Origin of the sequence: Nostoc sp. UHCC 0251, from assembly GCF_034932245.1 — a bacterium.
In the GTDB taxonomy this organism is placed as follows: domain Bacteria; phylum Cyanobacteriota; class Cyanobacteriia; order Cyanobacteriales; family Nostocaceae; genus Nostoc.
Window position 1 is genome coordinate 1 of the sequence record NZ_JAYGHD010000447.1, and the last position, 6,832, is coordinate 6,832.

The window sequence follows — 6,832 nt, forward strand, 5'->3', positions numbered from 1 at the left end:
CTAGCTCACAATCTGCTTAATTTGTCAATGCCTTCTACTGGACTGGCTCTCTAGGGGAAGCAATCGCCTTTTCTCACTTGCAGTACTAGGGATTTCCATGACCTCTGCATTCGCATCTATCGGAGGTAGGAGAATTCTCTCTTGATAGTCACCTACTTGAAGTAAGAGGTTACTTGCTGTACTGTGTGTCATGATGTGTTTATTCAAAATTCAACTGTTGGCGATCGCATTTCTTTTAGTGTGCAATCGCCTTTCTCACTTCCAGCAACTTACGCCGCTACTGTCGCTCGTACTCCCAGCAACGCAATCACTTGTTCAGCACTCGGAGCCACACGATTGAGTCCGTACTGTCTTGGTCTGGCGTACCAACCTTGTTGATTGCACCCGACGAAGCCGACTAAACGCCCGTCTTGAAAGAGTTTGGTGCTGAATGATAACCAATCAATTTCCCCGTGGTACAAACCAAAAACAGTGCAGGCTTTTTCTAGTTCCTCGCTCAATCGCTCGTTGCGCTCCAGGGGTGTCTCTGGTAGAGTCGCTTTGACCTCTGCAACTCTTGTAGCCTATCTTCCGCACCCTTAACTGTCACAAAGTGAAATTACGGAGAGAGAAAAGTCAAGAAAGAATAAAAACAGACATTTGAAGTTAAAAAAAGATATGAGCCATCATGAATCAGAAAAAAATGGCATCAAAACTAATTATCAATAAGGAGCAATAAGGACTGGTAGCATTGAGAGAAAGTCTAAGATAAATAAATGAAGATGTTAAAGGCTCAGAGCATAAATGAAACTAATAGAATGAAGTTAAAACATAAATTGTTGACATGGTGAAATAGAGCTATTAATCAAAGAGATTAGCTAATTATCCGGCAGAAATTAAATTAATAAAGAGAAGAATTATGGAGCTAATTGATAATAAAATAAACAACTATCTGGCAAAAGATTTAGGATAAAATCTCTTTCCTGAGTCCAATTAGAGATGTATTTTCCCTGGTTAATTTCAACTAAATGAATAGACTGAAAGCATTGAAATATCCAACGTAAAGTGGGGCGGTTAGTCGATTTGCCCAACTGATTCTTAATGGTTGATTGAGCATCTTTGAGTGCGGCTCTGATTTGACGTTGAGCCAAGGTATAAACCAGCAGACATAAACCCATAATCATTGCCAAAGACTCAATTCTTTCTGGACTTTTGAGAAAAATACTATCGGCAAAAAATAAGGGGTCTTTGAGAAAAGCAAATCCTCTTTCACATGACTGCTGGGCTTTATATTCACTCAGCATTGACTCTGGGCTGAGTTCACTTGGTTTTAAAATATTAGTGGCAATAATAAAACGCCCTGCACCCAATACTTCTGTGCTAATTTTACTTTCATTTTTGGAGATTGTGGCTGATATTTGGTAAGATGTTCCGGTGGAATTATTTTTTTATTAGCTCGGCTTTCAGTAACTTTACTCTCCTCAATTTGGTGATACTTAAATTTTTTTGATAGTTTAGATAATGCCTTGATAGCATCAGCTTCACAAGCAAATTTCTCTTGTGATAATTTCTTTAATTCAAGAAGTGCTTTTGATTCTGCTTTGGTAATTTTCTGTGAGAGCTTACGCAAGTCTGATGCTCTTCTTTGTTCGCTCTGCACTACTAACCATCTCTGCTCACATCCTGCATAAGTTACTGTTTTTTCTACAAACTTGTATCCTGATAATTTACTGGGGGTAAATTCTGATTCTGGTAAGGTTGATATTAATGACTGTGCTGATTTGATAGTTAAAGGTACTCGGCATAACCAGCGCAATTGAGACATCAATTTTATATTCGATTCTGTATATAAAGCAGAATCTGCCACTATGAGGCTATCAACCTCTATTTGTTTTTGGTAGTCTACTGCTATTTGACCGAAGCATGATGAGTCTGTTTGATTCCCTGATGCTAATTTCAAAAATATTGGTATATCTCCATCTCCTGAACATATTAGCTCTATAATAAATTGTTTCAAATCAGGTCTATGGTCACGAGAATAACCATAGGTGATTGTAATTTCTTTTGGTGAAGAGAGAGCTAATTCTTCTGCTTCTTCGATATTGACTGCTTGTTGGTTCTCAAATATTACTTCTGGTAAGTTGGTATTGTATTCTCCATGCACGTGCATTGATGTTGAGTCTAGGTGTGATGATGACAGAGATACACCAAATTTTTTAGCAGCTTTTAAGGCAATAATAAAAAATATTGTATCTAGCCCTTTTATAAATAGTTTATCCATGACTCTCCCCAGTTTATCGTCGTTGAGATATTCGGGTTTTACTCCGGCTCCTATTAAATGTTCACAGGCTATTGTTTCAAAATATTTGGGGAACATATATAAAGGTTGAGATACAAATCCTAACCCGTTCAATATCATTGCTTTCACAACATGACCAGGACTGACTTTTTCTCCTTTTTCCTTACCAATTAATTCATTGATTATTTCTACTACTCCTATCTCGTCTATTATCCCTGCTACTATTCCTAGATGGTCTATGTTTTGAATTTCCATTTCTTGTGGTTTAATCACAATATAATTCTCCACAACTTCTGTTGTGATTAAACCATTTCTTTTTCTGTTATCAATTAATTTTCTGAATCCTGACGTTTCCCTTTCTTTTGTCTTTTTTACAAAACTTCACTTTATCCCCCAATCCCCAGATTAATGCTACTTATTCTTATTAATCTTCCTCGCCCTTGAATTATCTTTAGTTCTGGCGTACTACTTTGACGGCCTTTTTTGATTTGTGACAGTTTAGGGTGCGGAAGGTGGGTTGTAGCGAACCAGTTGCGGTCGAATGGTAGCCGTCCGCTACCCACTAACTGCACCCATACTGTGATTCCGCCTTCGATCCAGATGGTGCGAACTGATTCGGGTTCCACTTCGATAATCTCGCCAATGATGCGACGGTCACGAGCAGTCAAGGGATCTTGGGTTGGAGCTACAGCTTCGGCTTGGGATTCGAGGTGGGTGTACAGTTCTGCTTGGGCTAGGGCTTGCTCATCAACAGAAGAACTAGGAATTGCTTGCTGTGTATGTGTTGTATAGGTCATAATATTGATCTCCGTGATAGGGGAAAAGGCGATCGCTTTGTTTACCAGACAGGGGCGATTGCCTTTGTTATGTGTGCAAACAACGTTGTGGTTTGGCACAACGCTCTCAAAAAGATTTGGCGTAGCCATCAAAGCTAGTTGCCAAGAGCATTATCAAGACAGCAGACAACAGCATCAGGGGATGTGTAAGGAAGTGCTGTGTTCGGAAGAGGACACTCTACTAAATTCAGCTTTGCTGTAAAATCTTTGATTTCTAGACGAATGGCACTAAATAACCAGTTTTTTAAGACTTGGTAGGTCATCGAGATCATCCTCGCTGGCTTGAGCATTACAAGTTTGGCTTCCGGCTGCTAGTCCCGGTGGCACTTGGTTTTGTGGTTGATTGAAATTAGTTAAGTTTGGTAATTTGCAAACCCTTTTTGCGTTCGGGTGCAGGCGGTTTGCTTGCCGTTACCCTTCTATTTATAAATATACGTGAGCCGTATATTTTTGTCAACATCTCACGAATATTTTTAGTAGTGTAAGTTATTTTAATAGTAGTCTTATGTATAATTAAGCTGTAGACGCTAAAAGAAGATTAATCGTTTTTCCACTATGAATATTAGGATTGTGGAGTAATGACGATGGATAAAAGAGTGATTCGCTGGAAGCTGAATGAAATCATGGCCCAAAAAAGAGTCAGAAATAAAGACCTGGCCGAAGGTATCGGCATCACCGAAACTTCTGTTTACAGGTTACGGAAAACTGATACCATGCCTCGGATGTCACCTGAGCGGCTAAACGATATTTGTCAATTTCTTGATTGTCAACCTGGAGACTTACTGATTTATATCCCAGATAACGATGCAGAGATGGCGGAAAAAAATCAACAGAAATTAAGTAAGCGAATCGCTACAACAAAACACCAACTTCCTGAAACTGATGAAGAGGTAACTGAAGATATAGCAGCCTGAAGCGATCGCCGCCGGCAAGCATTGCGATCGCTTGAATAACTAAACCGCTAAAACAGAGGAATAGTCATGTCTAATTTATCATTTAGCCAGCAATTGGCATTGACAATTTACCAATCTCAGGAAATATTTCCGGTAGACTTAGATGATGCCTGGGTTTGGCTAGGATATTCTACGAAGCAAAAAGCTGAAAAAAAGCTAAAAAGCAATTTTGAAGAAGGTATAGACTTCTTAGCCAAAGGGTTAAAAACCTCTACTGGTGGTCGTCCTAGCCAATTAGTCATGCTATCAGTTGACTGCTTTAAGTCTCTTGGCATGATGGCGGGTACTGAGCAAGGCAAGGTCGTTCGCAAATATTTCTTGGAATGTGAGCGTATCGCTAAAGCTTCAAATATCCCGCAACCAGCAATGACCCAGATTCAAATCCTTGCTGCACTCGCCCAACAGATGGCAGAACAAGAGCAAAGGCTATTGGAACAAGAACGCCGTCAAAACGAAGTACTGGCAAGACTAAAAGCGGTTGAAGTTGAGCAAGATCGGTTCAATAGCCCATGTGGTCACAAGTACAGCGTTATGGGTTTTGCTAAACTTCGAGGACTTGAGATATCACTCTCACAAGCCGGCAGCAAGGGAAAGAAAGCTAGCGCGTTATGCCGCAAGCAAGGGGTAGAAGTAGAACAGATACATGACCCAAGGTTCGGCTATGTGGGTTTATACCCTGAAAGTATTTTAGATCAAGTCTTTTCTAGCAATTCAAAAGATAAAGCGATCGCTCGGCACTAAACAAGGTGCAAAGTAGTTTTTAAAGAATCATATTCACGAATAGTTCAGGGTTCTAAATCGGCGCAGTGTTAAGTCTGCACCGTCAATATTTTCATGCTCAAAACCCAATAAAGGATGAGAAGAAAGCATAGAGGGGAAAATGAGTAATTCTGTTGTAAGCAATCGCAGTGATTTTGCAATAGTCGTTCCATCGTTTCTAGACGACTATGGGCTTAATCCCCAAGAATATCGTTTGTATGGACACATAGTTAGACGAGCAGGAAAAGACGGATGTTTTGAGTCAATTCCTAACATGGCAGCAATCTGTTTAATGAATGAAAAGACTGTCAGGAAAACCCTACAAATCCTGATTGCAGCTAGGTTTATCAAAATAGCCCAAGAACGAAAAGGGAAAACCACAATTTATGAAATCACACATCATTCGCAATGGATGGCATCAAAATATCTAGAAAAAATCAGACAACAAATCACTAGTGGTAAAGCAGGTAGTACCAAATTAGGTGGGGGTAGTAGTACCAAATCAGGTAGGGGTGTGGTACCAAATCAGGCAGGGGTAGTGGTAGCTGAAATGGTAGGAGTACCCCTACCTGAAATGGTAGACGAAGGAATTACCATTAAGGAATTACCAATTAAGGATCTCCCTTTAAGGGATCTCTCCCTTAATCCCTCTCAAATTGACATCGACTCACAGGAAAGAAAAGAAAAAAGAGAATTTGGATTTCAAGTCCAAGAAGAACCTAATTCAAGTTTCTCCACTTTGTTGCCAAAAAAATCCGAGACTACGCAACCAACAAGTCAGTCTCTCATGAAGGTAAATGTTCCGCCGCCACTGCCCGACCCATTTTTGAAAAATCAACGCAAAAAAACCAATGAGGTGATTTGGGATTGGCTACCAGATGGCCCGTGGCGTAATGAAGAGGGCAAGCTTGATGCAGAATTTCAAACCGCCCTTGCTACTCGGTGGATGAAGGAGTATGGCGGCGACTTGCACGCAAACAAAGCCAAGGTACTGAAACACTTCCGCAATGAACCGACTAACTTAGCGATTGAGTGGGAATGGTATCAATCGACTTTCATTCATCGCGTTGTCAATATCCAAACCCGCAAGGAGAATGGGCTAGACACCGCCCAAGATGAGGAACAGATAGCGCTTCAAGCTAGAGCAGCAACACCATTACCTCAAGAAGTACGTGTAACACAAACACCCACGTTAACCAAAATGGTAGAGCAAGTAGCAGACTATGCCTTGCCTACTCTAATTTCTCAAGAGCCACCCAAAGATGAATTTGGTTGCATTAATCCTGGGGCTTACTTGAATACACCAAAACAGTCAGACAGGGAATTTTGGGCGAACTTCACACCTCATGTTCTGCCAAGTCGCAAAAAATCACCTGTTGCATCTGTTCTAGAAACGGCAAAGACAGCTATCAAGGCTTTGGAAATTGAGAAAGTAGAGCAATTGAGTGAAAAGACTCCTGTGCAGGGAGCAGAGGAAGAAGGGTGGGGAGATATTGCCTCCCATACAACTCCCGCAAATAGCTCTCTGCCCCTTGCCTCTTCTAAAAAGTTGACTGCGATCGCCGTTATAGTTCAGCCTCCAGTAATAGAAGAAGAAGCTGTACTACAAGACATGAGGAAATATCTTAATTGCGGCAGTGACGTATTGAGGCAAACCGCAATTGATTGGGCCTGCGATCCTGTTAATCAATGCGAACTCGTGATTGTGTCAGGGCGAGTGGTTGATATCAAATGGGTTGACTTTTAAGCAGCAAACTCATTACCAGAGTGTCTTATGAAATACTACAAGCAAAATAAATACTTAGGGCTTGCTGAAAAAGTCATAAAAAAGCAATTTTAAGGGTTGACTAGTTATTCAGATCCGGTCAAGCATAAGTTTTCGTTGACTATAAATACTTCAACTATAACCTGCAATTATATTAGACCGGGAAAAAGGTGTGGTTTTCAAAAATAGACATAAAAAAGCGTAAAAAAGCCGTGACAAGTGAGTAGAAAGATTCATCACT

General features: G+C 40.5%; 6 protein-coding genes and 1 pseudogene. 4 read left to right on the forward strand and 3 right to left on the reverse strand.

Annotated elements, in window-relative coordinates:
- Positions 1 to 269 precede the first annotated feature (269 nt).
- The 3 genes and pseudogenes from VB740_RS35040 to VB740_RS35050 all read right to left on the reverse strand — a co-directional run bounded on the left by VB740_RS35040 (position 270) and on the right by VB740_RS35050 (position 3,075).
- Positions 270 to 500, reverse strand: coding sequence for a hypothetical protein (locus VB740_RS35040; protein WP_323204412.1), 231 nt, complete (start codon positions 498 to 500; stop codon positions 270 to 272).
- 396 nt (positions 501 to 896) lie between these two features.
- A pseudogene (locus VB740_RS35045) lies at positions 897 to 2,554 on the reverse strand (IS1634 family transposase).
- Positions 2,555 to 2,664: 110 nt separating this feature from the next.
- The gene (locus VB740_RS35050; protein ID WP_323204413.1) at positions 2,665 to 3,075 is read right to left on the reverse strand and encodes a hypothetical protein; all 411 of its coding nucleotides are present in this window, start codon (positions 3,073 to 3,075) and stop codon (positions 2,665 to 2,667) included.
- Positions 3,076 to 3,079: 4 nt separating this feature from the next.
- On the opposite strand from VB740_RS35050, the gene VB740_RS35055 reads away from it, so the two are divergent.
- The 4 genes from VB740_RS35055 (at position 3,080) to VB740_RS35070 (ending at position 6,573) form a co-directional block, all read left to right on the forward strand.
- Positions 3,080 to 3,316 (forward strand): hypothetical protein, encoded by a 237-nt coding sequence (locus VB740_RS35055; protein WP_323204414.1) that lies wholly within the window; start codon positions 3,080 to 3,082, stop codon positions 3,314 to 3,316.
- A 376-nt stretch (positions 3,317 to 3,692) separates the two neighbouring features.
- A complete protein-coding gene (locus tag VB740_RS35060) occupies positions 3,693 to 4,028 on the forward strand; it encodes a helix-turn-helix transcriptional regulator (RefSeq protein WP_323204415.1) in 336 nt (111 codons plus the stop codon).
- A gap of 66 nt (positions 4,029 to 4,094) precedes the next feature.
- Positions 4,095 to 4,808 (forward strand): hypothetical protein, encoded by a 714-nt coding sequence (locus VB740_RS35065; protein WP_323204416.1) that lies wholly within the window; start codon positions 4,095 to 4,097, stop codon positions 4,806 to 4,808.
- Positions 4,809 to 4,947: 139 nt separating this feature from the next.
- Positions 4,948 to 6,573 carry a helix-turn-helix domain-containing protein gene (locus tag VB740_RS35070; RefSeq protein WP_323204417.1) on the forward strand — a complete coding sequence of 542 codons (1,626 nt, stop codon included), beginning with the start codon at positions 4,948 to 4,950 and terminating at the stop codon, positions 6,571 to 6,573.
- The last annotated feature ends 259 nt before the right edge of the window (positions 6,574 to 6,832 follow it).